22 protein-coding genes are annotated in these 26,827 nt (G+C 67.4%); 11 read left to right on the forward strand and 11 right to left on the reverse strand.

The genetic code is table 11. The features are described 5' to 3' along the window. Nucleotides 1-2: 2 nt before the first annotated feature. The 3 genes from NBE95_RS11175 to NBE95_RS11185 all read right to left on the reverse strand — a co-directional run bounded on the left by NBE95_RS11175 (nucleotide 3) and on the right by NBE95_RS11185 (nucleotide 3,109). Nucleotides 3-974: a branched-chain amino acid ABC transporter permease gene (locus tag NBE95_RS11175; RefSeq protein ID WP_289895529.1), complete on the reverse strand. Its 972-nt coding sequence runs from the start codon at nucleotides 972-974 to the stop codon at nucleotides 3-5. Between the two features lie 2 nt (nucleotides 975-976). Then, nucleotides 977-1,831: a branched-chain amino acid ABC transporter permease gene (locus NBE95_RS11180; RefSeq protein ID WP_289895530.1), complete on the reverse strand. Its 855-nt coding sequence runs from the start codon at nucleotides 1,829-1,831 to the stop codon at nucleotides 977-979. 66 nt (nucleotides 1,832-1,897) lie between these two features. Next, nucleotides 1,898-3,109 (reverse strand): ABC transporter substrate-binding protein, encoded by a 1,212-nt coding sequence (locus NBE95_RS11185; protein WP_289895531.1) that lies wholly within the window; start codon nucleotides 3,107-3,109, stop codon nucleotides 1,898-1,900. Nucleotides 3,110-3,454: 345 nt separating this feature from the next. Here NBE95_RS11185 and tpa point away from each other — a divergent pair, with 345 nt between their 5' ends. Together tpa and NBE95_RS11195 are read left to right on the forward strand one after the other, a co-directional pair. Next, complete coding sequence (gene tpa / locus NBE95_RS11190; protein ID WP_289895532.1) at nucleotides 3,455-4,834, forward strand: hypotaurine--pyruvate aminotransferase Tpa; 1,380 nt, start codon at nucleotides 3,455-3,457, stop codon at nucleotides 4,832-4,834. A 76-nt stretch (nucleotides 4,835-4,910) separates the two neighbouring features. Further along, complete coding sequence (locus NBE95_RS11195) at nucleotides 4,911-6,377, forward strand: PLP-dependent aminotransferase family protein (RefSeq protein ID WP_289895533.1); 1,467 nt, start codon at nucleotides 4,911-4,913, stop codon at nucleotides 6,375-6,377. Here the strand turns inward: NBE95_RS11195 and pta are convergent. From pta to NBE95_RS11235, 8 genes are all read right to left on the reverse strand, one after another. Beyond that, on the reverse strand, nucleotides 6,374-7,351 hold the full coding sequence (pta, locus tag NBE95_RS11200) for a phosphate acetyltransferase (protein ID WP_289895534.1): 978 nt from the start codon (nucleotides 7,349-7,351) through the stop codon (nucleotides 6,374-6,376). The two genes, NBE95_RS11195 and pta, sit on opposite strands and share 4 nt — an antisense overlap. Nucleotides 7,352-7,355: 4 nt before the next feature. Further along, entirely contained in the window at nucleotides 7,356-8,372 is a 1,017-nt protein-coding gene (locus NBE95_RS11205; RefSeq protein ID WP_289895535.1) for a putative sulfate exporter family transporter, read from the reverse strand. 157 nt (nucleotides 8,373-8,529) lie between these two features. After that, nucleotides 8,530-10,311, reverse strand: coding sequence for a sulfoacetaldehyde acetyltransferase (gene xsc / locus NBE95_RS11210; RefSeq protein WP_289895536.1), 1,782 nt, complete (start codon nucleotides 10,309-10,311; stop codon nucleotides 8,530-8,532). 12 nt (nucleotides 10,312-10,323) lie between these two features. After that, nucleotides 10,324-11,715, reverse strand: coding sequence for an FAD-binding oxidoreductase (locus NBE95_RS11215; RefSeq protein ID WP_289895537.1), 1,392 nt, complete (start codon nucleotides 11,713-11,715; stop codon nucleotides 10,324-10,326). 8 nt (nucleotides 11,716-11,723) lie between these two features. Then, nucleotides 11,724-12,140 (reverse strand): nuclear transport factor 2 family protein, encoded by a 417-nt coding sequence (locus NBE95_RS11220; RefSeq protein WP_019351391.1) that lies wholly within the window; start codon nucleotides 12,138-12,140, stop codon nucleotides 11,724-11,726. 14 nt (nucleotides 12,141-12,154) lie between these two features. Beyond that, nucleotides 12,155-13,495 (reverse strand): TRAP transporter large permease, encoded by a 1,341-nt coding sequence (locus NBE95_RS11225; protein WP_289895538.1) that lies wholly within the window; start codon nucleotides 13,493-13,495, stop codon nucleotides 12,155-12,157. Continuing rightward, entirely contained in the window at nucleotides 13,492-14,052 is a 561-nt protein-coding gene (locus NBE95_RS11230) for a TRAP transporter small permease (RefSeq protein ID WP_019352660.1), read from the reverse strand. Before NBE95_RS11230 ends, NBE95_RS11225 begins: the two co-directional genes overlap by 4 nt. An 84-nt stretch (nucleotides 14,053-14,136) precedes the next feature. Beyond that, complete coding sequence (locus NBE95_RS11235; protein WP_289895539.1) at nucleotides 14,137-15,147, reverse strand: TRAP transporter substrate-binding protein; 1,011 nt, start codon at nucleotides 15,145-15,147, stop codon at nucleotides 14,137-14,139. Between the two features lie 113 nt (nucleotides 15,148-15,260). Between NBE95_RS11235 and NBE95_RS11240 the strand changes: the two genes are divergently transcribed. The 9 genes from NBE95_RS11240 (at nucleotide 15,261) to NBE95_RS11280 (ending at nucleotide 26,824) form a co-directional block, all read left to right on the forward strand. Further along, complete coding sequence (locus NBE95_RS11240; RefSeq protein ID WP_289895540.1) at nucleotides 15,261-16,748, forward strand: PLP-dependent aminotransferase family protein; 1,488 nt, start codon at nucleotides 15,261-15,263, stop codon at nucleotides 16,746-16,748. A 290-nt stretch (nucleotides 16,749-17,038) separates the two neighbouring features. Continuing rightward, a complete protein-coding gene (gene fabA, locus NBE95_RS11245) occupies nucleotides 17,039-17,548 on the forward strand; it encodes a bifunctional 3-hydroxydecanoyl-ACP dehydratase/trans-2-decenoyl-ACP isomerase (RefSeq protein WP_289895541.1) in 510 nt (169 codons plus the stop codon). A gap of 21 nt (nucleotides 17,549-17,569) precedes the next feature. Then, nucleotides 17,570-18,799: a beta-ketoacyl-ACP synthase I gene (gene fabB, locus NBE95_RS11250; RefSeq protein WP_289895542.1), complete on the forward strand. Its 1,230-nt coding sequence runs from the start codon at nucleotides 17,570-17,572 to the stop codon at nucleotides 18,797-18,799. Nucleotides 18,800-18,818: 19 nt separating this feature from the next. After that, entirely contained in the window at nucleotides 18,819-19,607 is a 789-nt protein-coding gene (locus tag NBE95_RS11255; protein WP_289895543.1) for an enoyl-ACP reductase, read from the forward strand. Beyond that, on the forward strand, nucleotides 19,607-20,437 hold the full coding sequence (locus NBE95_RS11260; protein WP_289895544.1) for an alpha/beta hydrolase: 831 nt from the start codon (nucleotides 19,607-19,609) through the stop codon (nucleotides 20,435-20,437). The genes NBE95_RS11255 and NBE95_RS11260 overlap by 1 nt, the downstream gene beginning before the upstream one ends. A gap of 118 nt (nucleotides 20,438-20,555) precedes the next feature. Further along, nucleotides 20,556-22,367, forward strand: a complete 1,812-nt coding sequence (locus NBE95_RS11265; RefSeq protein WP_289895545.1) for an FG-GAP-like repeat-containing protein — start codon at nucleotides 20,556-20,558, stop codon at nucleotides 22,365-22,367. A gap of 75 nt (nucleotides 22,368-22,442) precedes the next feature. Continuing rightward, the gene (locus NBE95_RS11270; protein ID WP_289895546.1) at nucleotides 22,443-23,339 is read left to right on the forward strand and encodes a LysR substrate-binding domain-containing protein; all 897 of its coding nucleotides are present in this window, start codon (nucleotides 22,443-22,445) and stop codon (nucleotides 23,337-23,339) included. Nucleotides 23,340-23,499: 160 nt separating this feature from the next. Further along, nucleotides 23,500-24,906, forward strand: coding sequence for an aspartate ammonia-lyase (gene aspA / locus NBE95_RS11275; RefSeq protein WP_289895547.1), 1,407 nt, complete (start codon nucleotides 23,500-23,502; stop codon nucleotides 24,904-24,906). Between the two features lie 346 nt (nucleotides 24,907-25,252). Continuing rightward, nucleotides 25,253-26,824, forward strand: coding sequence for a phage tail sheath C-terminal domain-containing protein (locus tag NBE95_RS11280; RefSeq protein WP_289895548.1), 1,572 nt, complete (start codon nucleotides 25,253-25,255; stop codon nucleotides 26,822-26,824). The last annotated feature ends 3 nt before the right edge of the window (nucleotides 26,825-26,827 follow it).

The raw sequence follows: 26,827 nt of genomic DNA on the forward strand, positions 1-26,827 counted from the left end.
CTTCAATGCTCCTCGGCCGGGGTTTCGGGCGCGCGCTGGCGGCGGAAGACCAGGTCGTAGCCGCGCTCGACCAGACCCCAGAGCCCGCGTTGCAGGAACAGCGCCACGGCGACCAGCACCAGGCCCAAAAGCAGCAGCCAGCGCGGCCAGACGGTCGAGAGCGCATCGGCCAGAAGCAGGTAGAACCCCGCCCCCAGCACCGAGCCGAACAGGCTGGAGCTGCCGCCGATGATGGTCATGATCAGGATCAGTTCGCTGGTGTGGTATTCGATGTTCGACAGGGGCGCGACGCCGATCAGCATGGCATGGAGCGCGCCGCCGAAGGCGGTGACCGCGCCCGAAATGGCGAAAGCCTCGATCTTGAACAGCCGGGTCGGGAAGCCGATGGCGGCGGCGCGGCCCTCGTTCTCGCGGATCGCCAGCAGGGTGCGGCCGAAGGTCGATTGCGTCACCACGACCAGGATCGCGAACACCGCCACGAAGCAGACCGCGACGAAGGTGTAATAGGACCAGGGCGCGTTCAGCGCCGTGCCGGCGATGGAGGGCCGCGGCACGCCCAGAAGCCCGTTGTCGCCGCCGGTCACGCCGCTGAACGTATAGGCGACGAAATAGAACAGCTGCGAGAAGGCCAGCGTCAGCATGACGAAATAGACCCCCTGCCGGCGGATCGACAGCCAGCCGACCAGCGTGGCGGTGGCCGCGCCAAGCACCGCCGCGCCGGCCAGCACCAAGGGCACCGGGATCTGCCAGCGCGTCAGGCAGATGCCCGCCGCATAGGTGCCGATGCCGAAGAAGATGCCCTGGCCGAAGGACAGCAGGCCCGTATAGCCCAGCAGCAGGTTGCAGGCCGCGACGACCATGGCGAAGATCAGGATCTCGGTCGCCAGGATGCCGGATTTCAGAAACAGCGGCAGCACCAGAACGGCCAGCAGCGCCAGCGTCAGTTGCGCCCAGGGTTTGTCAAGCGGGTTCATGCTCATGCCCTCCCCAGCAGGCCGCGCGGCATCAGCGCGATGACCAGCGCCATGCCGACATAGATCATCAGCCGCGCGCCCTCGGGCCAAAGCGTGGTCATGACGCTTTGCACCACCCCGACCAGCAGGCCGGCGACCAGCGCGCCGGTATAGCTGCCCATGCCGCCGATCACCACGACCACGAAGGCGACGGAAAGCGCCTCGATGCCCATGAAGGGCTCGACGCCGCGGATCGGCGCGGCCAGTGCGCCCGCCAGCCCGGCAAGCCCGGCACCGAAGCCGAAGACGGCGGTGTTGATGCGCAGCGTGTTGTAACCCAGAAGCGCCATGTTCGCCGGCGATTCCGAGCCGCCGCGCACGATGGCGCCCAGCCGCGTGCCCTCCAGGAGCCACCAGAGCAGCCCGGCCAGCACGGCGGTGAAGCCGATGGTGAAGAGGCGATATTGCGGATAGATGAAATCGCCCAGGATGACGACGCCCTGCAGCCCCTCGGGCGCCGGCACCGAGCCGCCCAGCGGCCCCCAGGCGATGATGACCAGTTCCTGCACGACCAGCGCCAGGCCCACGGTCACCAGGATGTGGAAGGTGTGCGGCAGCTTGTAGATGCGATGCAGCAGCACCGCCTCGATCAGCGCGGCGATGCCGGCGACGATCAGCGTGGCCAGCGGCATGGCGGCCCAGAAGCCGAAGCCGCGCGTGGTCAGGTCATAGGTCAGATAGGCGCCCAGCAGGTAGAAGGCGCCATGGGCGAAGTTCACGAATTGCAACAGGCCGAAGATGACGCTGAGGCCGACGGCGAGCAGGAAATACAGCATCCCCAGACCGATGCCGTTCAGAACCTGGAAAAGGTAGATCACGGGCTTCTCCCTGAAACCGGGCGAAAAGGCCCCGCGCGACCGGCGGCCGCGCGGGGAGGCGGGGGATCAGGCGGGCATCTTGCAGCCGGCATCCTCGGGCGACAGGAAGGATTTGCCGGCGCTGATGATCTCGGCGTAATCGTCCTTGTCGGCCATGTCGGCTTTGGGCTTGCCCTTGAGCAGGTAGTAATCCTTGATGACCTGGTGGTCGGCGGCGCGGATCTCCTCCTCGCCGGTCAGGCCCTGGTATTTCAGCCCGCCAAGCGCCGCGGCGACCCCCGCACCGTCCGGCGAGCCGGCCTTGACCGCGGCTTCCAGCAGCAGTTTCGCGCAGATATAGGAACCGGCGAAGGAATAGTTCGGGTTGAAGCCGTGCTTTTCCTGCACCTTCTTGACCAGTTCGCGGTTCAGCGTCGAGTCGGCACCGTGCCAGTATTGCGCGCCGAAATAGACACCCTCGCAGATGTCCGGTCCCAGCGCCTCGAACTGTTCCAGCCCCGAAGCCCAGGCGACGACGATGGTCATGCGCTGCTTCAGCCCGAAGCTGACCGCCTGCCGCAGCGTGTCCGAGCTTTGCGCGCCGAAGTTCAGCAGCAGCAGCACATCGGGCTGGGCGGCGATGGCATTGGTCAGGTAGCCGGAAAATTCCTTGTCGGTCAGCGAATGATAGCTGTTGCCGACATGCTCGATGCCCTTTTCCTGAAACACCGCCTTGGCGGCGTTCAGCAGCCCGTCGTCAAAGACATATTGCGGGGTGATCGTATACCATTTCTTGGCATCGGGCAGCGCGTCGATGATCGGCCGCACCGTCTCGTTGATGGCGCCATAGGTCGGCACCGACCAGCGGAAGGTGGCCTTGTTGCAATCGACGCCGGTGATCTCGTCGGCGCCGGCGGTGGTCATGAAGGCGCCGCCGCCGCGCTCGATCTCCTTGCCCATGGCCAGCGATTCCGACGACAGGATGCCGCCGGCGAACAGTTTCACCCCGTCCTGCGCCAGCGCGTCCTGCACCTTGCGCACCGCGGTCGCGGGCTTGCCCTCGGTATCGAGATCGAGGGTCGAGACCTCGACGCCATGCGCGGCCGCGACCTCTTCGGCGGCCATCAGCGCGCCGATGGTGGCGAACTTGCCGTTGGCCGCGAAGGCGCCCGAGATCGGCACCGGCACGCCGATCTTCAGCGCCGCGCCCTGGGCAAAGGCGCGGGTGACAAGGCCCGGCGCGGCGAGCGCGGCCGCGGCCAGCGTGGATGTGGTCAGGAAGCGACGACGATTGAGCATGAGAAAACCCTGTTGTTGGTGTTGCATTGGTCTGGATGCGGCAACTTTCAAAACTATACGGATAGATAGGATTATCTGTCTATAAGGTTGGCCATGCCGCCATCTTCAATATTCATGAATTTAAACAATATGATAGATGTAAGCTGCGGCGCAGCGCAAATCTCGCGCTCGCAGAAACAGCGCCGCGGCAGCAGCGGTTTCTTCGCCGTCTCCGGTGCCGATTCGGCCCGCGACCCGCGACGGCTTCGCCTTCTGGACCCATCTATGCGATGAATCTGGCTCTATCACTTTGCCGCGTTCGGGCGCAGTCAGGAGAGAACGCCTTTTATCCGCAGGAGTCCGGCCATGACGCTCGATCTGAACCCCAACGACATGTCGCATGTGGTCGAGGCCGACCGCACCCATGTCTGGCACCATCTGAGCCAGCACAAGCAATACGAGACCATCGACCCGCGCGTCTTCGTCGAGGGCAAGGGGATGAAACTTTGGGATGCGACGGGGCGCGAGTTCCTCGACGCGGTCTCGGGCGGGGTCTGGACCGTGAACGTCGGTTATGGCCGCGAAAGCATCGCCAATGCGATCCGCGACCAGTTGGTCAAGCTGAACTATTACGCCGGCGCGGCGGGCACCGTGCCGGGCGCCATCTTCGCCCAGAAGCTGATCGAGAAGATGCCGGGCATGAGCCGGGTCTACTACTCGAACTCCGGCTCCGAGGCGAACGAGAAGGTCTACAAGATGGTGCGCCAGATCGCGGCGAACCATCACGGCGGCAAGAAATGGAAGATCCTCTATCGCGACCGCGATTATCACGGCACCACCATCGCCACGCTGGCGACCTCGGGCCAGGACCAGCGCGCCATCGCCTACGGCCCCTTCCCCGACGGCTTCGTGCGGGTGCCGCATTGCCTGGAATACCGCAAGCAATGGGATGTTGAAAACTACGGCGAACGCGCCGCCGACGCCATCGAAGAGGTGATCCTGCGCGAGGGGCCCGACACCGTCGGCTGCCTGGTGCTGGAGCCGGTGACCGCCGGCGGCGGCGTCATCACCCCGCCCGAGGGCTATTGGCAGCGCGTGCAGGAGATCTGCCGCAAATACGACATCCTGCTGCATATCGACGAGGTGGTCTGCGGACTTGGCCGCACCGGCACCTGGTTCGGCTATCAGCAATACGGGATCGAGCCGGATTTCGTCACCATGGCCAAGGGCGTCGCCTCGGGCTATGCGGCGATCTCCTGCACCGTCACCACCGAGCGCGTCTTCGAGATGTTCAAGGACAAGCCCGAGGACGGCATGAGCTTCTTCCGCGACATCTCGACCTTTGGCGGCTGCACCTCGGGGCCGGTCGCAGCGATCGAGAACCTGCGCATCATCGAGGACGAGGGGCTGCTGGCCAACACCGTCGCCATGGGCGAGCGCACGCTTTCGAACCTCAATGCGCTGATGGAGAAGCACAAGGTCATCGGCGACGTGCGCGGCAAGGGCCTGTTCTGCGGCGCCGAGCTGGTCTCGGACCGCGCCAGCAAGGAGCCGATGGACGAGAAAAAGGTGCAGGCCGTCGTGGCCGACTGCATGGCGCAGGGCGTCATCATCGGCGCCACCAACCGCTCGCTGCCGGGCTTCAACAACACGCTCTGCCTGTCGCCGGCGCTGATCGCCACGGCGGACGACATCGACCGCATCACCGACACCATCGACCGGGCGCTGACCAAGGTGTTCGGCTGAGCGCTTGATCCACTCCCTTGATCCGGGGCGGCATTCGGGGAACTGATGGGCCCCGCCAGCCGCCGCGGATCATCCCATGCCGATTCCCCCCGATGCCTTCTTCCTGGACCATGCCGCCGGTCTGCCGCTGCAGGTCCAGTTGCGGCGCCAGATCATCGCCGCGGTGACCGCCGGCCGCTTCCGCGCGGGCGAGAAACTGCCCTCGACCCGGGCGCTGGCGCGGCATCTGGGCGTGGCGCGGGTCACGGTGGCGCAGGCTTTCGCGGAACTCGTCTCGACCGATTACCTGGCCAGCCGCGACCGTTCGGGGCATTACATCTCGGACAGCATCGAGCGGCGGCTCGAGGCCGAGCCCCCTGCCCCGGACACGCCGCGCTTCGACTGGGACAGCCAGTTCGAGGGCCGCTTCGCCCGCGCGCAACGCACGGATCGCGAACGCGACTGGCGCCGCTTCGCCTATCCCTTTGTCTACGGCCAGGCCGATCCGGCGCTGGTCGACCATGCCGCCTGGCGCGACTGTGCCATGCGTGCGCTGGGCCGGCGCGAGTTCGCCAGCCTGACCGGCGACCTCTACGACGCCGACGACCCGGAACTGGTCGACCATATCGCCCGCCAGATCCTGCCCCGGCGCGGCATCAGCGCCGGGCGCGACGAGATCCTGCTGACCATGGGGGCGCAGAACGCGCTGTGGCTGGTGACGCAGGTGCTGTTGCGCCCCGGCGCCTCCTGCGCCATCGAGGACCCCTCCTATCCCGGTCAGCGCGAGATCCTGCTGGCCAGCCGCGCCCGCATCCTGCCGGTGCCGGTCGATGCGCGCGGCCTGCCGCCCGACGCCATCCCGCCCGGGGTCGCGGCGGTCTTCACCACCGCCAGCCACCAATGCCCGACCAACTCCACCATGCCGCTGGCCCGCCGCAAGGAACTGCTGGCCCGCGCCCAGGCCCAGGGCTTCGCCGTGATCGAGGACGATTACGAATTCGAGATGTCCTTCGCCGGCGCGCCCTCGCCGGCGCTCAAGGCCATCGACCGGGCCGGAGCGGTGATCTATATCGGCTCATTCTCGAAATCGGTGTTTCCGGGCGTGCGGCTGGGCTATGTGGTGGCCGATCCGCGCGTCATCGCCGAGGCGCGGGCGCTGCGCGGCATGGTGCTGCGCCACCCGCCCGGCCACATGCAGCGCACGCTGGCGCATTTCCTGTCGCTGGGCCATTACGACGCGCAAGCGAACCGGATGCGCCGCGCCTATGCCCGGCGGCGCGAGGTGATGCTCGCCGCCATCGCGCAGCAGGGGCTGCGGCTGGCCTCGCCCGAGGCGACCGGCGGCTCCAGCTTCTGGCTGGCGACGCCCGAGGGGGTCGATTCCGCGGCGCTGGCGGCGCGGCTCAAGGCGCGCGAAGTGCTGATCGAGCCGGGGGCGCCCTTCTTCGCGCTGGCCGCGCGCGGCAGGGGCTTCTTCCGGCTGGCCTATTCCTCGATCGCCGCCGAACGCATCCCCGAGGGCATCCGCCGCATCGCCGAGGCGCTGCGGGATCCGGCCGGCTAGGCCGGCACCTTCGCCACCGTCCCGGCCTGAACGGCGGTGACGGCGCTTGCATCGACGATGTCCTGGACCGAGCAGCCGCGCGACAGGTCGTTGGCGGGCTTGGCGAGGCCCTGCAGGATCGGGCCGATGGCGGTCAGGCCGCCCAGGCGCTGCGCGATCTTGTAGCCGATATTGCCCGCCGCCAGGTCCGGGAAGATGAACACGTTCGGCCGGCCGGTCAGCCGGCTTCCCGGCGCCTTCTTCGCCCGGATCGCGTCGTCCAGCGCCGCGTCGAACTGCATCTCGCCATCCACCTCCAGATCCGGCGCGGCGGCGCGGATCAGCGCCAGCGCCTCGCGGATCCGGCCCAGGCTCGGATGATCCGCCGAGCCGGCAGTCGAGAAGGACAAAAGCGCCACCCGCGGCTCCTCGGCCAGAAGCTGCCGGCAGCTTTCGGCGGCGGAAAGCGCGATGGCGGCAAGCTCGGCCGCGTCGGGCTGGATCACCAGCCCGCAATCGGAAAAGATCATCCCGCCCTTGACCGGCGCCGCGGGCCCGCAGGACAGCATCAGGAAGAAGCTCGACACGATCCCGGCATCCGGCGCGCGGCCGATGATCTGCAGCGCCGCCCGCACCGTGTCGGCGGTGGTGGCGACCGCACCGCCCACCGTACCATCGGCCTGGCCCAGCCGCACCCGCATCGCCGCCTGGCGGATCGGGTCGCGCATCTCCTCCAGCGCCCGCTCGGCAGTCATGCCCTTGGCGGCGCGCAGCCGGTGCCATTCCTCGGCGAGCTCCGCCAGATCTGGCGCGCCCGCCGGGTCGATGCGGCCCACGCCGGGGATCTCGGGTCCGCCCATCAGGGTGACGCGGGCCAGACCCTGGTCGACCAGCCGCCGGGCGGCCTCGGCGACGCGGGGATCCTCGCCCTCGGACAGGATGATATGGCGGTTCAACGCCTTCGCGGTCTCGTGGATGCGGTCGAGCGGTTTCATCTCATTACCCCAGGAAATGCAGGCCGGCGACGACGAAGACGCCCAGGAACACGGTTTCGGCCACGATCAGCGCGATGGCGCCGCCGCCGACCTCGAGCATCTTGCCAAGCGAGGTCTTGATCCCCACCGCGGCGATGGCGATCAGCAGCGCCCAGCGGGAAAGCTGCCCGGCGAAGTCCGAGACCGCCTGCGGAATCAGGCCCAGGCTGTTCAGCGCCGCCAGCACCAGGAAGCCGATGACGAAGCCCGGCAGCAGGGGCGGCGCCTTGCCGCCGTCGGTGTCGGACAGCCCGCGCGCCCGGATCACCAACGAGAAGCACAGCACCACCGGCGCCAGCATCGAGACTCGGATCAGCTTGACCAGCGTCGCGGTCTCGCCGGTCTCGGGGCCGACGGAGAACCCGGCACCGACCACCTGGGCCACGTCATGGATGGTGCCGCCCAGGAACACGCCGGAATCGCGCGCCGTGAAGCCGAAGACGTTGGACAGCATCGGATAAAGCACCATGGCCACGGTCGAGAGCACGGTGACGGACAGGACGGTGAAGACCAGGTCGCGCTCGGATTTCTCGTGGCGCGGCAGCACCGCGGCGATGGCCATGGCGGCCGAGGCGCCGCAGATCGCCACCGAGCCGCCGGTCAAGAGCGCGAAGCGCCAGCCGCGGCCGACCCAGCGGGTGGCGAGAAGCGCGAACAGGATCGTCAGCACCACCCCCGCCACCACCAGCGCGATCAAGCGCGGCCCCAGCGCCGTCAGCATCTCGACCGAGATCCGCGCCCCCAGCAGCGCCACCCCCAGCCGCAAGACCGTGCGGGCGGTGAAGGCGATGCCGGGCGCGGTGCGGGTACCGTCCTCGGCCAGGAAGTTCAGCGCCAGGCCCAGCAGCAGCGCCAGCAGCATGGCCGGGGCGCCGTAATGGTCCGACAGGAACTGCGCCGTGGCCGCGACCAGCGCCGAGACCGCGAAACCCGGGAAGGCCTCGCCGAGCAGGCTGCGCGAAGGGATCATGGTGGTTATCATCGTCGTCACCCGGATGCGGGAAGTGGACCGGCGCGGAGGAGGCCGCGCCGTGGGATGGCAGGGGTCGGAAGCCGTTTCGGATTGCCGAGGGGTTTTGTTCCCCTCGGCGTATTATCCGAAGGCGGCGGGCCGGGCTGCGGTCGGCCCGCCGCTTCCGTCAGGCGGCGCCCTTTTGCGGACGCATGTCGGCCGGGTCGATCCCCGCCACCACCACCGGCTTCTTCATCGCGTCGCGGCGGAAGGGCTCGCCCAGCTCCTGGTTCAAGAGCACCTCGATGAAGGTGGTCTCGCGCTTCTGCATCTGCCGCTCGACCGCCTCGTGCAGCGCCGCCGTCAGCTCCTCCTGCGACTTCACCTGCACGCCGTTCAAGCCGCAGGCCCGGGCGATGCCGGCATAGGAGGTGTCGCGGTCTAGCTCGGTGCCGACGAAGTTGTTGGCATACCACAGCGTCGTGTTGCGCTTTTCCGCGCCCCACTGGTAGTTGCGGAAGATCACCATGGTGATCGCCGGCCAGTCCTCGCGCCCGCAGGCGGTCATCTCGTTCATCGAGATGCCGAAGGCGCCGTCGCCGGCAAAGCCGATCACCGGCACGTCCGGATTGCCGACCTTGGCGCCCAGGATCGCCGGGAAGCCGTAGCCGCAGGGGCCGAACAGGCCCGGCGCCAGGTATTTCCGCCCCGCCTCGAAGCTCGGATAGGCGTTGCCGATGGCGCAGTTGTTGCCGATGTCCGAGCTGACGATGGCCTCTTTCGGCACCGCCTGCATGATCGCCCGCCAGGCCTGGCGCGGCGACATCAGACCGGCGTCGCGGACCCGCGCCTGCTGGTTCCATTCGGTGCCGGGATCGTCATCCTCGTGGTCGAGGCTCGACAGCTCCTGCGCCCAGCGGGACTTGGTCTGCGCCACCAGGTCGCGGCGCTCGGCCCGGCCGGCATCGCCCGCCGTGGCGGCGAGCTGCGCCAGGATGCCGCGCGCCACCTTGGCCGCGTCGCCCTGGATGCCCACCGTGACCTTCTTGGTCAGGCCGATGCGGTCGGCGTTGATGTCGACCTGGATGATCTTGGCCTGCTTCGGCCAGTAGTCGATGCCGTAGCCCGGCAGGGTCGAGAACGGGTTCAGCCGCGTCCCCAGCGCCAGCACCACATCGGCCTTGGCGATCAGCTCCATCGCCGCCTTCGAGCCGTTGTAGCCCAGGGGCCCCACCGCCAGCGGATGGCTGCCCGGGAAGCTGTCGTTGTGCTGGTAGTTCGAGGCCACCGGCGCATCCAGCCGCTCGGCCAGCTTGGCCAGTTCCGGGATCGCGCCCGACAGCACCACCCCGGCGCCCGACAGGATCACCGGGAACTGCGCCTCCGACAGCAGCCGCGCCGCCTCGGCCACCGCATCCTCGCCGCCCGAGGGCCGCTCGAAGGCCACCACCTGCGGCAGCTCGACGTCGATCACCTGGGTCCAGAAGTCGCGCGGGATGTTGATCTGCGCCGGGGCCGAGTTGCGCCAGGCCTGCATGATCACCCGGTTCAGGACCTCGGGGATGCGCGAGGCGTCGCGCACCTCCTCCTGGTAGCAGACGCAATCGGCGAACAGCCGCATCTGCTCCATCTCCTGGAAGCCGCCCTGGCCGATGGTGCGGTTCGCCGCCTGCGGCGTCACCAGCAGCAGCGGCGTGTGGTTCCAGTAGGCGGTCTTCACCGGCGTCACGAACCCGGTCACCCCGGGGCCGTTCTGCGCGATCGCCATCGACATCTTGCCGGTCGAGCGCGTGAACCCGTCCGCCATAAGCCCGGCATTCGTCTCATGCGCGCAGTCCCAGAACGTGATCCCCGCCTTCGGGAACAGATCCGAAACCGGCATCATCGCAGAACCGATGATCCCGAAAGCATGCTCGATACCGTGCAGTTGCAAAACCTTAACAAAGGCTTCCTCGGTGGTCATTCTCATGGCGATGGCTCCTTATCTGCGCTCGTCGCGATAGTGGTAAAACTTGTAGAGGCCCCATTGGCCCAGCCGCCGGAACGGCGTCTTCCAGCCCTCATGCGGCAGTTCGGTGTTGAAGATCGGCAGCGCGGGCACGGCCTCGCCCGCGACCAGTTGCGCCATGCGCCGGCCGGCCATGGCGGAATACATCACGCCGTTGCCGCCATAGCCCAGGGCGTAGAAGGCGCCGGGCAGGTCCGGCAGGCCGGTGATGCGCGGCATCATGTCGTGGCTGACATCCACCCAGCCCCACCAGCTGTAATCCAGCTCGATGCCGCGCAGGGTCGGGAACTTGCGGTACATGCCCTCCTTCAGCCCGTTCAGATGCGTCGGGTTCGCGGCGTCGCGGCCGGTGATCGCGGCACGCGAACCGATCTGCAGCCGGTTGTCGGGCAAGAGCCGGTAATAATGCCGCAGCGTCCGGGTGTCGGTCAGCGGCGAGAGCTTGCGGATGCCGATCGCCTCCAGCTCGCCCGGCGTCAGCACGCGGGTGACGATGCTGTTCGACATGATCGGCATCAGCCGGTCCCTGAGCCGCGGGTGCAGGCTGCGCGGCGCATAGGCCGCCGTCGCCACCGCCACGCGCTTCGCCCGCACCGTGCCGCCCGGCGTGCGCAGGTGATGCACGCCGTCCCGGTAGTCCCAGCCCTGAACCGGGCTGTCGACATGCACTTTCGCGCCCAGTTCGCGGGCCACCCGCAGATAGCCGAAGGCCAGTTTCGCGGCATGGATGCCGACGCCGTCCACCTCCCACATGGCGCCATGCGCCTCGTGGTCGCGCACCACGGTCTCGTGCAGCTCGCCGCGCGAGAGCATGCGGGCGTCATAGCCGAATGTGTCGCGCAGCAGCGCCGCCTCGCTTTCCAGCGCCGGCATCACGCCGGCCTTGTGGGCGATGTAGTAATGCCCGCCATCCTGCGGCTCGCAGTCGATCGCATGGTCGCGGATCAGGCCGCGGAACAGCTCGAAACCCTCGCAAACCTCGGCATGCAGGCGCTTCGCGACATCGAGGCCCCAGCGCTCGATCCACTGGCTGCGCTTCAGCCGGCCCGAGCTGACCTGCGCCTGGCCGCCGTTGCGGGTCGAGCAGCCATAGGCGACGCCGTTCGCCTCCAGCACCGTGGCCTTGATGCCGTGCATCTTGGCCAGGTGGATGGCGCAGGAAAGGCCGGTATAGCCCGAGCCGATCACCACCACATCAGCATCCATGTCGCCCGTCACCGGGCCGTCGTCCGGCGGCGGGGTGCCGGCGGTGCCGATCCAGTAGGTCGGTGCATAGTCGCTGCGCGGACCCAGGCCGGGCGCCGTGATGGGATCATAGAACGGGTCGAAGGGGACCGAACCCGCACGTTTCTCGATCGCCTGCATGGCCGTCCTCATTTCTCGGCAAGGGCGGGGGCAGAGGCGGGGATGGCCGGGCGCTGCTTGCGGATCGCCTGTTTCTCGACGATCCGGCCGTCGCGGATGCGGAACAGGTCCACGCCCTGCACCTCGATGCGGCTGCCGTCCGGGTTGGTGGCGCGGAATGTCCATTGCGAAACGCCGCGCGTGCCGTCCTCGGACAGGAAATGCGTGTGGTCGGCCCATGCGACGTCCGGCATCGTCGTCCAGACGGTCTCGAAAGCCTTGGCGATCGCCGCCTTGCCTTCGACCTTGTTCCCGTATTCGTGCTCGCCGGCGACGGTGTAGAACACGCAGTCATCGGCAAAATGGGTCATCACGCCGTCGATGTCGTGGCGGTTGAAGGCGTCGAAGGTGGCCTTCAGGTCGTCGGCGGTCAGCTTGCGGGTCATGGGTAACTCCTTGGTCAATAGCCCAGCAGGGCGGGAAGCCAGAGGGCGATCTGCGGGAACAGGGCGATGACGAAAATCGCGGCGGTCGAGGCGATGGCGAAGGGCAGCGCGGTCACGCTGATCTTCTCGATGGTCTCGCCCGAAATGCCGGAGGCGATGAACAGGTTCTCGCCCAGCGGCGGGGTCTGGAAGCCGACGGACAGCGTGCAGATCATCACGATGCCGAAGTGGATCGGATCGATGCCCACCATATAGGCCACCGGCAGCATGACCGGGACCAGGATCATGATCGCGGCCAGCGTCTCCATGAACATGCCCACGATCAGCAGCATGCCGATGATCAGCGCCCAGATCGCATAGATGTTGGTGGTCAGGCCCAGGATGCCGCCGGCGATGATGCCGGGGATGTTGTTCTCGATCAGGACGCGGCCGAAGATGGTGGCGGCGAACAGCACCAGAAGCACCCGCCCGGCCAGCCAGGTCGTCGCCTCGAGCGCCTTGAAGACCTCGCGCAGATCCAGTTCGCGGTAGATGAAGATTCCGACGAACAAAGTGTAGAAGATGGCGATGATGGCGGCTTCGGTGGGGGTGAACATGCCGGTATAGATGCCGCCCAGGATCACCACCGGGGCCAGCAGCGCCCAGAAGCCCTGATAGCAGGCGCACATGAACTTGCGCAGCGACAGCGTCTCGGACGAGCCGTGATAGCCCCGCCGCTTGCAGCGGACGTAGTTCATCAGCAGCAGGCCGCCGGCCATGACCGCGCCGGGCAGGAAGCCGGCGATGAACATCTTCGAGATCGAGACCGACTGGAACTGGCCATGCGCCTCGACGGCGGCCGGATCGGGCGCGATGCCCATGGCCGAGATGCCGTAGATGATCATCGGGATCGAGGGCGGGATGACGATGCCCAGACCGCCCGCGGCGGCGGTGGTCGAGGCGGCGTAATCGCGGCTGTAGCCGTTGCGGATCATGCCGGGGATCATCAGCATGCCGACCGCGGCGGTGGTGGCCGGCCCCGAACCCGAGATCGCGCCGAAGAACAGGCAGGCGACGATGGTGGCGGCGGAAAGGCCGCCGGTGAACGGACCGGCCAGGCTTTCGGCGACCGAGATCAGCCGGCGCGACAGGCCTGCGGCCTCCATCAGCGCCCCGGCCAGGATGAACGAGGGCAGCGCCATCAGCGGGAAGGACCCGACCGAGGACCAGGCCATCTGCACCATCTTGATCGGATTGTCGCCCAGATAGAGCATGGCGGCCAGCGCGGCCACGCCAAGCGCGACGGTGATCGGCGCACCCAGCACCATCAGCAGGGCGAAGGTGCCGAACAGGACTTCTACGACATAATCGCTCATTTCTTGTGCTCCCGCTCGTAGGCGCGCTGCTCGTCGGCGGCGAGTTCGAGCATCTCCTCGACCTCGACCTTGTCGGGGTCGCGCGGGTCGATGCCCTTCACGAGTTTCAGATAGTTCACCTGCAGGATGCGGATCGTCATCAGCGCGAAGGCGATGGGCAGCGCCATGTAGACGTAGCGCATCTCCCAGCCCAGGGTCTGGGCCTTCACGAAGGGCTTCAGCCGGCCGATGAACTGGATGGCCTGCCAGATGAACACGATGTTGAAGATGATCCAGAACAGATCCCCGATCGCCTCCAACACACGCGCCGCCTTGCGCGGCATCATGTTCAGGTGGAAGGTCACCCGGTTATGCGCCGCCATGCGCGCCGCATAGGACGCGCCGAAATAGGCGAACCAGACGAAGAGGATGACGGACAGTTCCTCGATCCAGGTGATCGAGAAGCCGAAGATCTGCCGTGCGACGATCTGGACGAAAAGCAGCGTGACGAAAAGCGCCAGCAGCGCGCGGCAGATGTAGCTTTCGAGATGGTCGAGATGCTTCCAGAATGCAGACATGAATTGCCTCCGGATAAGGGGCGTTCCAGCGAGGATTGGCGAAAGGGCGGGCGCGCCGGGCGCGCCCGCAGTCGGGGAGGAGGGTTATTTCGCCGGATCGCGACCCAGCGAGGTCAGCACCCCGTCGAGAACCTCTTTGCCGCCGATCTGGTCGTAGAATTTCGGCCAGACCTTGGTCGTCGCCAGTTCGATGAATTCCTTCTCGTCATCGGCGGGCTCGGTGATCTCCATGCCCCGGCCGACCAGCTCTTCCTTGATCTTGCTTTCCTGGTCCCGCAGGAACTGCGCCGAGGCTTGCGTCGCCTCCTGCCCGGCTTCCAGGACCTGCTGCTGCTCTTCCGGCGAAAGGCTCTGGAACAGCGCCTCGCTGATGATCAGCGGCTCGATCGAGAACAGGTAGCGCAGGTCGGTCACGTATTTCTGGACCTCGTAGAACTTCATCGAGTTGACGGTCATGTAGGGGTTGTCCTGACCGTCGACGACCTTCTGCTGGAGCGCGGCGAAGGTCTCGCCCCAGGCCATCGGGGTCGGGTTGATGCCCCAGCTCTTGTAGGTCTCGATCATGATCTCGTTCTTGGGCACGCGCACCACGACCCCCTGCAGGTCGGCCACCGTGGCGATCGGCTTTTTTGAGTTCGTCAGCACGCGAAAGCCGGAATAGGCCCAGCCGATGATGCGCACGCCGGCATCCTCGACGGTCTGCGCGATCATCTGCTGGCCGATTTCGCCCTGGGTGACCTTTTCGGCATCCTCCTGGCTCAGGATGACATAGGGCAGCGTCAGGGTGCCGACGGTGGGCGAGAAAGGCGTGATGTTGTTGATCGCGAGAATCGAGAAATCCAGCGTGCCGGTGGCGGCGGCGGTCACGGTGTCCTGCTCGTCGCCGAGCTGGCCGTTGAGGAACAGCTTGCCGGTCATCTGGCCGCCGGTTTTCTCCTCCAGCGCCGCGACGAAGGCCTTACCCAGCGCCTCCTGGGTGCCGCCGGCGCCATCGCCGACCGCGATGCGATACTCGGCCGCCGAAGCCGGCAGGGCGACCGTTCCCAGGCTCAACGCAAGCGCGGTGCCGGACAGAATGCGGGTAATGAAAGACATTGGAAGCCCCCTGTTGAGATAGGCGTCGCCTTGTTTGCGATCGCTGATGCGGCAAAATGTTGCAGGTGACGCAGCGCAACGATATGTCCAGTTCAAACCAAAGTTAGATCCAGATGAGTGACCGGATTCCCGTCGAGATGTTCTTTCTGCGCGATGGCGAGGCAGGCACGCTGCAGGCGCGGCTGGCGGCGGCCATCGTGCGGGCGATCCTGGAAACGCGGGCGCGGCCGGGCAGTCGGCTGCCCTCCTCGCGCGGGCTGGCGGAATCGCTGGGACTGTCGCGGATGACGGTGACGCTGGTCTATCAGGAGCTGGTCAGCCAGGGCTATCTGGAGACCCGGCCGCGCTCCGGCATCATGGTCGCCGCCACCGTGCCGCACCGGCGGCTGAAGGTGCAGAAGCCGCTGCCGCGCCAGACCGCGCTCGACTGGAACCACTGGCTGGCGGACCAGCAGCCGCGGCAGCGGGTGATCCGCAAGCCGGCGAATTGGCAGGATTTCCGCTATCCCTTCATCTATGGGCAAAGCGACGCGGCGCTTTTCGACCACAATGCCTGGCGCGATTGCGCCCGCCGCGCCTGGGGCACGCGGGATTTCGGCGAACTGGCCTCGGATCTCTACGGCGCCGACGATCCGATGCTGATCGACTATATCCGCTCGCATTCCCTGCCCCGGCGCGGCATCCAGGCCGAACCGGACGAGGTGCTGGTGACGCTGGGCGCACAGAACGCGCTGTTCATCACCATCGAGCTTCTGGCGCGCGGCGACCGGCTGGCGGTGACCGAAGACCCCGGCTATCCCGATTTCGCCGAGACCCTGCGCCGCGCCCACAGCCCGACCACCTTCCTGGACGTGGACGAGGGCGGGCTGAATCCCGAGCTGCTGCCGCAGGGCACGCGGCTGGTGATCGTCACCCCCAGCCACAACATCCCCACCGGCGCCACCATGCCGCTGGCCCGGCGCCGCGACCTGCTGACCCGCGCCGCCGCGCATGACTTCCTGATCGTCGAGGATGATTACGACTTCGAGATGTCCTATCTCGCCCCACCGGCCCCGGCGCTGAAATCGCTCGATCGCGCCGGGCGGGTGATCTATATCGGCAGCTTCTCGAAATCGCTGTTTCCGGGGCTGCGCATCGGCTACATGGTGGCGCCGGCGCCGCTGATCGCCCGGGCACGGGCGCTGCGCGCCATCATGCTGCGCCACCCGCCGAACCACCTGCAGCGGATCACCGCCTATTTCCTGGCGCTTGGCCATTACGACGCGCATATCGTGCGGCTGCGCGGGGCGCTGAAACGCCGGCGCGCGCTGATGGAGGAGGCGCTGGCCGCCACGCCGCTGCGTATCGCCGGCGCCGCGCGCTCGGGCGGATCGAGCCTGTGGATCGAGGGGCCGGAGGGCATCGACAGCGGCATCCTGGCCAGCCGCCTGCTGGAAGACAGCGTGCTGATCGAGCCGGGCGAGGTGTTCTTCGAGACGCCGCCCAGCCCCTGCCGCTTCTTCCGGCTGGGCTATTCCTCGATCAAGGATGCGGATATCGCGCCGGGAATCGCCCTGATCGCCCGCCGCGCCCTGGAACTGGCCGCCGAACCGCCGGTCTAGCCCGGCCGGCATTCGGGCAATCCGGGTCCGCCCCGGCCATCGCGGCCGCTCTCCGTTGGCCAAATACCCTGTGGGGGTCCGGGGGCGCAAAGCCCCCGGTCGCGATGCGGGCCGGGCGGCGCCCCGGCAAATCCGCCCTCTCCCGGCACGAGCGGGCAGAATCGCGCAAAAACCTGCGCCCTTGCACCTTGCCGGGGCGGAATGATAGACCGAAAGCCAAGTGTCGCGCGGGGCTTGCCCGGCGCAGGCCGCAGCAATAACGCAACGTCCGACCAAGGGAAAACACGCGCATGACGATGACACGGACCAGCTTTGACAAGGACGATCTGCTGGCCTGCGCCCGTGGCGAGTTGTTCGGCCCCGGAAATGCCCAACTGCCCGAACCGCCGATGCTGATGATGGACCGCATCACCGACATCTCGGCCGATGCCGGGCCGCATGGCAAGGGCCATGTCACCGCCGAGTTCGACATCCATCCCGACCTGTGGTTCTTCGCCTGCCACTTCCCCGGCAATCCGATCATGCCCGGCTGTCTGGGCCTCGACGGGCTCTGGCAGCTCACCGGCTTCAACCTCGGCTGGCGCGGCTGGCAGGGCCGCGGCTATGCGCTCGGCGTGGGCGAGGTCAAGCTGACCGGCATGGTCCGCCCCGACCGCAAGCTCTTGCGTTATCACGTCGACTTCACCAAGGCGGTGCAGACCCGTCGCCTGACCATGGGGGTCGCCGACGGCCGGGTCGAGGCCGACGGCGAAACCATCTACGAGGTCAAGGACATGAAAGTGGCCCTGTCGGCCGCCTGACCCATGAACAAGGAGCACGCCATGCGCCGCGTCGTCATCACCGGGCTGGGCATCGTCTCTCCCATCGGCAACAATGCCGCAGAAGTTGCGGAGAGCCTGCGCGAGAGCCGGTCGGGGATCGTCTTCTCTCCCCAATATGCCGAACATGGCTTCCGCAGCCAGGTCCACGGCATGCCGCAGATCGCCGTCGAGGAGCATATCGACAAGCGCAACCTGCGCTTCATGGGCATGGGCGCGGCCTATAACTTCATCGCCATGCAGCAAGCGATCGAGGATGCGGGCCTGGCGCCCGCGGATGTCTCGAACGAGCGCACCGGCCTGGTGATGGGCTCGGGCGGGCCCTCGACCGCCAACCTGTTCGAGGCGCACCGCACGGTGATCGAGAAGGGCGCGCCGAAGCGCATGGGGCCCTTCATGGTCACGCGCTGCATGTCCTCGACCAATTCGGCCTGCCTGGCCACGCCGTTCAGGATCAAGGGCGTGAACTATTCGATCACCTCGGCCTGCTCGACCTCGGCGCATTGCATCGGCAACGGCACCGAGCTGATCCAGATGGGCAAGCAAGACATCGTCTTCGCCGGCGGCGGCGAGGAGCTGGACTGGACGCTGTCGTGCCTGTTCGACGCCATGGGCGCCATGTCGTCGAAATATAACGACACGCCGCAGACCGCCTCGCGGCCCTTCGACACCACCCGCGACGGCTTCGTCATCGCCGGCGGCGCCGGGGTGGTGGTGCTGGAAGAACTGGGCCACGCGCTGGCGCGCGGCGCGAAGATCTATGCCGAGGTCACCGGCTATGGCGCCACCAGCGACGGCCATGACATGGTCGCCCCCTCGGGCGAGGGCGGCGAACGTTCGATGCGGCTGGCGCTCTCGACCCTGCCCGAGGGCCGCAAGGTTTCCTACGTCAACGCGCATGGCACCTCGACCCCGGTCGGCGACGTGGGCGAGATCAAGGCCCTGCGCCGCGTCTTCGGCGAGGGCGCCGTGCCGCCGGTCTCCTCGACCAAGTCGCTGACCGGCCATTCGCTGGGGGCGACCGGCGCGCATGAGGCGATCTATTCGCTGCTGATGATGCAGAACGGCTTCATCGCCGCCTCGGCCAACATCACCGAGCTCGACCCCGAGATCCGGCCCGAGGAGATTGCGCGGACGCGCGTGGACAATGTCGATTTCGATAGCATCCTTTCCAACAGTTTCGGCTTCGGCGGTACCAATGCGACTCTGGTCCTGTCGAAATACCGCGAATAAGCCAAGAAAAGGTTAAGCCATGGGCGAATTGATGAAGGGAAAGCGCGGCCTGGTGATGGGGGTCGCGAATGACCGCTCGATCGCCTGGGGGATCGCGAAGGCTTTGGCCGAGCAGGGGGCGGAGCTGGCCTTTTCTTATCAGGGCGAGGCCTTCGGCAAGCGGGTCGAACCGCTGGCGGCCTCGCTCGGCTCGGATTTCCTGATGGATGTGGACGTGCTCGACGACGAATCGCTCGGCCGCGCCTTCGACCAGATCGGCGCGCGCTGGGGCGGCCTGGATTTCCTGGTCCATGCCATCGCCTTCTCGGACAAGGCCGAACTGACCGGCCGCTTCATCAACACCACGCGGGAGAATTTCAGGAATTCCCTGACGATTTCCTGCTATTCGCTGATCGACCTGGCCCGGCGGGCGCAGCCGTTGATGACCAAGGGCGGCTCGATCATCACCCTGACCTATGCCGGCTCGAACCGGGTCACGCCGTTCTACAATGTCATGGGCGTGGCCAAGGCGGCGCTGGAATCCTCGGTGCGCTACCTGGCCAATGACCTGGGCCCCGAGGGGATCCGCGTCAACGCCATCAGCCCCGGCCCGATGAAGACCCTGGCCGGCGCGGCGATCGGCGGCGCCCGCAAGACCTATCGCCATACCGAAGCCAATGCCCCGCTGCGCGCCAATGCCACGCTGGAGGCGATCGGCGGCACTGCGGTCTGGCTCTGCTCGGACTGGGGCGCCTGCACCACCGGCGAGGTGGTTCTGGTCGATGGCGGCTATCACGTCCTGGGCATGCCGCAATCGGACAACCTCTGATGACCGTCCGCTTCTACCGGGCCGAGGACGGCGCGCGGCTGGCCTATCGCGATGCGGGCGATGGCCTGCCCGTGCTGGCCCTGGCCGGCCTGACCCGCACCGGACGCGATTTCGACTATCTGGCGCCGCATCTGGCCGGGCTGCGGCTGCTCCGCCCGGATTATCGCGGCCGCGGCGATTCGGACTGGACCGGCGCCGAAAGCTATACCGTCCCGCAGGAGGCCCGCGACGTCCTGGCGCTGCTGGATCATCTGGGCATCGAAAAGGCGGCGGTCCTGGGCACCTCGCGCGGCGGCATCATCGGCATGCTGCTGGCGGCGACGGCGCCGGACCGGCTGCTGGGCCTGTGCCTGAACGATGTCGGGCCCGCGCTGCAGCGCAGCGGGCTGGAGAGGATCTTCGACTATGTCGGCCGCAACCCCGCCGGCGCCAGCCTGGCCGATCTGGCCGAGCGCCTGCCCGCCGCCATGCCCGAATTTGCCAATGTGCCGCCCGGGCGCTGGCAGGAGGAGGCCGAGCGTCACTATGTCGAGACGCCCGAGGGGCTGCGCATCAATTACGACCCGGCGCTGCGCGCGGCCTTCCTGGCCGCCTTCGACGCGCCCGAGGTTGACCTCTGGCCGCTTTTCGATGCCGCGGCCGTCCTGCCGCTGGCGTTGATCCGCGGCGCCAATTCCGACCTGCTCTCGGCCCGGACCGCCGCCGAGATGCGAAACCGACGCCCCGACATGATCCTGGCCGAGGTGCCGGATCGCGGCCATATCCCCTGGCTGGACGAACCCGAGGCGCTGCAGGCGATCCGGGCCTGGCTGGCGCTGATGCGGCGCTAGCCAGGCCGCGACAGAATCGGACCGTTTTCCCCTGCCGTTCATGATGAAGATTGCGCGAAACGGGCGCGAGGAGTAGGCTGGACCTGTTTCTCGGTTGTTCTGTTAACGAGTCTGAATCATGTCTGGCGCGGCATCGAATGTCGTTTTCGTCGCCCATCAGGACGATCATATTCTGTTCATGGAACAGGATCTGCACGCCGCCTTGATGCGCGGAGAATCCATCACCACCGTCTTCGTGACCGCCGGCGATGCCGGCCGCGGCGAGGAATACTGGCTCGAGCGCGAGGCGGGTGCCCGCGCGGCCTATAGCGCTATGACCGGCTCGGCCGCCTGGGTGACCGAGACGGTGACTTTCGGCAGCGGCGATCGCAGCTATCAGGTGGTGTCCAGCTACCTGGCCGACCATCCCGAGATCCGGCTGTATTTCCTGCGTGCCCCGGACGGCATGATGCAGGGCGGCGGCTCGGCGCGCTACGGGCGGGAAAGCCTGCGCCAACTGGTCGAGGGCGATATCGACGCGGTGCATACGGTGGACGGTGCCGCCAGCTACAGCCAGGCCGAACTGGTCGAGCTGATGCAGCTGATCATGGACGGCCATGACGCGACCAATGTCATGGTTCAGGATCACCGCAGCATCTTCGCCCATGACGATCACAGCGACCACCGCTCCGTCGCCTTCCTGGCCACGCTGGCGCATGACGGCTCGGATACCGACAGCACGCTGCACAGCTATGTCGATTATGGCAGCCGGTGGCTGCCGGCCAATGTGCCGACCGCGTTGCTGGAGCATTTCTGCGAGATTTTCCGCGCCTATACCGAACATGACGCCGCGACCCAGGTCGGCCGCGCTGCGGATGGCACGATGGTCTTCAGCGCGCATTTCCTCGCCTGGCTGCAGCGCGACTATCTGGTCGAGGAGGTGCTGGACATCTGGTCGCTGGATTTCAATGCCGGCCGCAGCGGCTGGCAGGTCGAGCGGCATGTGCGCGACATGGCCGATGTGGATGGCGACGGCCGCGCCGATATCATCGGCTTCGGCGAACGCCAGGTGCTGACCGCACTGGCAGACGGCCTGTTCTTCGGCGACGCCACGGGTTGGGCATCGGATTACAGCTTTCGGACCGGCTGGCGCACCGACCGGCACGAGCGCGAGACCGGCGACCTGAACGGCGACGGCCGCGCCGATCTGATCGCCTTTGGCGATGGCGGCGTGCATGTCGCGCTGTCGGACGGCACGCGCTTCGTCGATGCCGGGCGCTGGCTTGCCGATTTCGGCCAGAACGCCGGGCACTGGCGCGTCGCCCTGCACGAACGCGCGGTCGCCGATGTCGATGGCGACGGGCGCGACGACGTGATCGGCTTCGGCGGCGGCAGCACGCTGGTCAGCCTGTCGACCGGCACCGGCTTGACCGGGGTGCGGGTTTGGACCCGGGAATTTTCCTATGCGGCCGGCTGGCGCAACGAATTGCATGTGCGCGACCTGGCCGATGTGAATGGCGACGGCCGCGCCGATGTCGTCGGCTTCGGCGATGCCGGGGTGCGCGTGGCGCTGTCCACTGGCACGGGCTTCGCGGCCAGCACGCTCTGGACTGCGGAATTCGGCCGCGATACCGGCTGGAGCGTGGCGCTGCATGAACGCCTGCTGGCCGATGTGGATGGCGACGGCCGCGCCGATATCGTCGGCTTCGGCGAGGACGGCGTCCTTGTCGCCCTGTCCACCGGCGCGGGTTTCGCGGCGGCGCAGCTTTGGTCCGACGGGTTCGGCCATGCCGATGGCTGGCGCACCGACCGCCACGAAAGGCGCATGGCCGATGTGAATGGCGACGGCCGCGCCGATATCGTCGGCTTCGGCGAGGATGTCGTCCAGGTGGCGCTGTCCACCGGCTCGGGCTTCGCCGCGCCCACCCTGGCGGACGAATTCCTGTTCTAGCACCGCGCGCGCATCGCGCGTCTTTCTGTGGCGCCGCCCCTGCCGGTCGGGTAAAGCGACGCGAAAGGGGGGTGCATGGATTTCAAATGGCTTGAGGATTTCCTGAGCTTGGCCGAGACGCACAGCTTCTCGCGCTCGGCGCAGCTGCGCGGCGTCACCCAAAGCGCCTTCAGCCGCCGCATCCGCGCGCTCGAGGAATGGCTGGGCACCGATCTTTTGTCGCGCGACAGCTACCCGGTGACGCTGACCCCGGAAGGCGTGCTGTTCCGCGAGACCGCCGAGGAAGCCGTGCGGATGATCAACGCCCGTCGCACCGAATTCCGCGACCACACCCGTTCGCATGGCGGCGAGATTTCCTTCGTGGCGCTGCACAGCCTGACCGTGACCTTCCTGCCCGGCTGGCTGATGCGGCTGAAGGCGGCGACCGGGCAGATGACCAGCCGCGTCAAGCCCGAGAATTTCGACCGCTGCATCGAGGCGCTGACCGAGGGCGGCTATGATTTCTTCCTGACCTATGCGCATCCGCAGGTGAACATCCCGCTGGACCCGACGGGCTTTCCGCATCTGGTCGTCGGCCAGGACAGCCTGGTCGCCGTCGCCCGCCCCGGCTGGCCGCGGGAATGGCTGACCGAGGGCATGCCGATGCTGAAATATTCCCGCGGCTCGTTCCTGAACGCCATGGCGCGGATCGCCCTGGAACAGCCCGGCGCCCCCAAGGTCTATGTCGCCCATACCGACGAGGCGAGCATGGCCGAGGCGATGAAAAGCATGGCCGTCGCCGGGCATGGTGTCGTCTGGCTGCCGCGCCTGCTGGTCGAGGCCGAGATCGAGACCGGCCGGCTGGAGATCGTCGCCCCGGAACTGCCGATGGAGATCCGGCTTTACCGCAATGCCGCGCGCGGCCGCGGCATCACCGGCCGGGTCTGGCAGGCCGCCCGCGAATTGGGCGATGGTTATGCAATAACCGAATAACCCAGCCGGACTCGGCATTGGAAATTGCGCGCGGCCGCGCCTAATTCAGGGGCACCAAGGGCCGACCGGCCCGCAAGACGCGAACAGATCCAGACAAACTGCATGGCTGCAACGGTCCCGCGGAACGCGGGCCGCTGGTCCGTGCCTCTTCGAGGTGACCATGAAACAGACCCGCATCGAACATGACTTGCTTGGCGACCGCGAGGTGCCCGCCGACGCCTATTGGGGCGTCCACACCCTGCGCGCCGTCGAGAATTTCCCGATCTCGGGCCGGCCGATCGGTGAAATTCCCGAACTGATCCGCGCCTTGGCCGCGATCAAGCAGGCGGCCGCGCTGGCCAATGCCGATCTGGGTCTGCTCTCGCCCGAACGCCGCGACGCCATCGCCGCCGCCTGCGAGGAGATCCGCGCCGGCAAGCTGCACGACCAGTTCATCGTCGACCAGATCCAGGGCGGCGCCGGCACCTCGACCAACATGAACGCCAACGAGGTGATCGCCAACCGGGCGCTGGAGCTGATGGGCCATGCCAAGGGCGAATACCAGTTCCTGCACCCGAACGAGCATGTGAACATGAGCCAGTCGACCAACGACGTCTATCCGACGGCGCTGCGGCTGGCCTCGTGGCGGGGGCTGCAGAACGTCATCGCGGCGCTGGCCTCGCTGCGCGGCGCCTTCACCGAGAAGGGCGCCGAGTTCGCCGACATCCTGAAGATGGGCCGCACCCAGTTGCAGGAAGCCGTGCCGATGACGCTGGGCCAGGAATTCAACGCCTTCGGCATCACCATCGGCGAGGACGAGCTGCGCCTGGCCGAAGCTGCCGCCCTGATCTGCGAGATCAACCTGGGCGCCACCGCCATCGGCACCGGCATCACCACCCATCCCGAATATGCCGAACGCGTGCGGGCGCGGCTGGCCGAGATCACGGTGATTCCCGTGGTCACCGCCCCCGACCTGGTCGAGGCGACGCAGGATTGCGGCGCCTTCGTGCAGGTCTCGGGCGTGCTGAAGCGGGTGGCGGTGAAGCTGTCGAAGATCTGCAACGACCTGCGGCTGCTGTCCTCGGGCCCGCGCGCCGGCTTCAACGAGATCAACCTGCCGGCGAAGCAGGCCGGTTCCTCGATCATGCCGGGCAAGGTCAACCCGGTGATCCCCGAGGTGGTGAACCAGGTCTGTTTCGAGGTGATCGGCAACGACATGACCATCGCCATGGCGGCCGAGGGCGGGCAGCTGCAGCTCAACGCCTTCGAGCCGGTGATCGCCTACAGCATGTTCCGCTCGGTCAGTCATCTGGTCGCCGCCTGCGACACGCTCGAGCACAACTGCGTGCGCGGCATCACCGCCAACCGCGACGTGCTCAAGGAAACCGTGCGCCGCTCGATCGGCATCGTCACGGCGCTGAACCCCTATATCGGCTATGCCGCCGCCACCGAGGTCGCGACCGAGGCGCATCTGACCGGCCGCGGCGTCTATGAGCTGGTGCTGGAAAAGGGCCTGCTGCCCAAGGAACGGCTGGACGCGATCCTGCGCCCGGAAAGCCTGACCAAGCCGCAGCTTTTCGTCGCCTGAGGCGGCGCGGCCCGCACAACCCTGGGCCGACTCGTCCGCGCCCCGACCTGACCATCGTCCAGGCCGGGGCGCATCGGTTTTTTCGTTCCAGCCCGCCGGTTTCCGGCAAATCCCCGAATCTCATTCGTTGCGTCAGCGGCAAAGTTTTGCTAACTTTCGCTTCATACGTGTCTCTTCTCTTTCTCGAATAATCCAAGAGGGGCTGCCCTCCCCTCGGCCAGGTCGACCAGTCGGGTCCGCGGCGTCCGGAACATGCCTCCGGCGCCAGTGATCTCTCCGGTCTGCTGACGGTTCATGCGCAATCCCGGCCGCCATCCGCGCCGGGCCATTCAGCGAGGGCTCCCCCATGCTCGACACTCCCGGCGTCTATGTCCAGGAAATCCCCAGCGGTAGCGCGCCGATCGCCGGCGTGGCGACCTCGAACACCGCCTTCATCGGCGTTCTCGGGCAAGGCCCGCTGGGCCGCGCCACCCGCGTCACCTCCTGGGGCGAATTCGAGCGGGTCTTCGGCGGGCTGCATCCGGGATGCGAGACCAGCTATGCGGTGCGCAACTATTTCTTGAACGGCGGCAACATCGCCTTCATCGTGCGGGCCTCGAACGGCGCCACCCCGGCATCGGTGCTGCTGCCGCCGAACAATGCCGGGCTGACGCTGGCCGCCTCCTCGCCCGGGACATGGGGGAACAACCTGCGCATCGGCGTGGCGCGGGCCGGCGGCGGTGCCACCAGCTTCGACCTGCTGGTGCGGCTCTATCGCGGCAATGACGTGATGCGCGAGGAATCCTACAGCGGCCTGTCGGCGAACAGCGCCCATCCGCGCTATGTGACGCGGGTGCTGGCCGCGGAAAGCCAGCTTGTCACCGTCAGCGCCCATGCCAACGGCAACCTGCCCAATGCCACGCAATCGGGCGGCGCCGACGTGACCACGCTGGACGGGCTGCGCCAGCTTGCGGCGGCGGCGCTGGCGGCCATGACCACCCAGGGCGCCGACGGCACCCTGCCCGGCGATACCGATGCCTGGCAGAACCTGGCGGTGAACGCGCTGGGGGCCGGCATCGACGCGCTGGACGCCATCGTGCCGGACGTGTTCAACCTGATGTGCCTTCCCGACCTGTCGGTGCTGGGCCATGCCCGCCGCGCGGTGGCGGCGCAGGTCTACCAGCGCGCCTATGCCTATTGCGAGCGGCACTTCGCCTTCCTGATCGTCGATCCGCTGGAGGGCACCACCCGCGCCAATATCCTGGAATGGACCGCCGCGCTGGGCGGCACGATCCGGCGCAACGCGGCGCTGTATTTCCCCAAGCTGACGGCGCCCGACCCGCTGAACCCGACGCAGAACCGCAATTTCGCCGCCTCGGGCGCGGCGGCGGGCATCATCGCCCGCACCGATGCGACGCGCGGGGTCTGGAAGGCGCCGGCCGGCACCGCGGCGGGCGTCGCCGGCGGCCGGCCCGTCGATGTGATGACCGATCCGCAGCAGGGGCCGCTGAACGTGCAGGGCATCAACGTGATCCGGACCTTCCCGGTCTACAACACCGTGGTCTGGGGCGCGCGCACGCTGGACGGCGCCGATGCGCTGGCCTCGGAATGGAAATACGTCCCGGTGCGCCGGCTGGCGCTCTATATCGAGAACAGCCTGCTGCGCGGCCTGCAATGGGTGGTGTTCGAACCGAATGACGAGCCGCTCTGGGCCTCGGTGCGGCTGAACGTCACCGGCTTCATGTCGCAGCTGCACCGACAGGGCGCCTTCCAGGGCGCCTCGGCCCGCGACGCCTTCCTGGTGAAATGCGACGGCGAGACCACCACCCAGGCCGACATCAACCTGGGCATCCTGAACATCTATGTCGGCTTCGCCCCGGTCCGGCCGGCCGAATTCGTCATGCTGCGCATCCAGCAACGCCTGCAAACCACGAACTGAGGG

Source organism: Paracoccus sp. TOH (assembly GCF_030388245.1).
Lineage (GTDB): Bacteria > Pseudomonadota > Alphaproteobacteria > Rhodobacterales > Rhodobacteraceae > Paracoccus > Paracoccus simplex.